General features: G+C 67.8%; 2 pseudogenes. Both read left to right on the top strand.

What is annotated here, in order from left to right:
- Positions 1-48: 48 nt before the first annotated feature.
- Positions 49-852: pseudogene (locus A7X12_RS19155) on the top strand (glycosyltransferase family 2 protein); the annotation flags it as partial.
- Positions 853-854: 2 nt separating this feature from the next.
- Positions 855-999 (top strand): annotated as a pseudogene (locus A7X12_RS26415) (glycosyltransferase); the annotation flags it as partial.

The raw sequence follows: 999 nt of genomic DNA, 5'->3' as shown, positions 1-999 counted from the left end.
GCGCGCCCGCTCGACGGGCCGTTCCGGCAGCGCTACAGAGCGCCGGTCATGAAACGTCCCCAGCTTTCCGTCGTCGTCCCCTGCTACAACGAAGAGGCGTGTCTCGACATGCTCCACGCCCGGGTCAGCGCCGCCGCGCGCGATGCGGTGGGCGAGTCGTACGAGATCGTCTTCGTCAATGACGGGTCGCGGGACCGCAGCTGGGAGGTGATGCAGCGCCTGTCCGCCACCGATCCGCACCTTGTCGCGATCAACCTCTCGCGCAACCACGGCCACCAGCTGGCGCTCACCGCCGGCCTCGACCTGTGCGCCGGCGAGCAGATCCTGATCATCGACGCCGATCTGCAGGACCCGCCCGAGCTGCTGACCGAGATGCGCGCGACCATGGCTGCCCAGGGCGCCGACGTGGTCTATGCGGTCCGCCGCAAGCGCGAGGGCGAGAGCCTGTTCAAGAAGGCGACGGCGGCGATTTTCTACCGCATGCTCGATCGCATCACCGACACGCCGATCCCGCTCGATACCGGCGACTTCCGCCTGATGAGCCGGCGCGCGCTCGACGCGCTGCTGTCGCTGCCCGAACAGGCGCGCTTCATTCGCGGCATGGTCGCCTGGATCGGCTTTCGCCAGGTGCCCTTCGTCTACGACCGGCACGAGCGCCATGCGGGCGAGACCAAATACCCGCTCGGCAAGATGATCCGCTTCGCGCTCGACGCGATCACCGGCTTCTCCACCGCCCCCTTGCGCTTCGCCAGCCATGTCGGGCTGCTGCTGACCGGCGCTTCGGTACTGCTGATCCTCTACATCCTCATCGCCTGGGCGATGGGCCACGCGATCCAGGGCTGGACCTCGACCNNGGTGCAGATGTTCGTGCTGGGGATGATCGGCGAGTATCTCGGCCGGCTGTATGTCGAATCGAAGCGGCGGCCGCTCTACCTGATCGCCGATGTCGCGGGGCCGGTGCAGGGCCATGCCTCGCTCGGCTATCGCCACCAGGATTCG

It is taken from the genome of Sphingomonas sp. TDK1 (genome assembly GCF_001650735.1).
Classification (GTDB): domain Bacteria; phylum Pseudomonadota; class Alphaproteobacteria; order Sphingomonadales; family Sphingomonadaceae; genus Sphingomonas.
The sequence above is the reverse complement of the archived record's forward strand: the minus strand, read 5'-3'. Positions and strand labels throughout refer to the sequence as shown.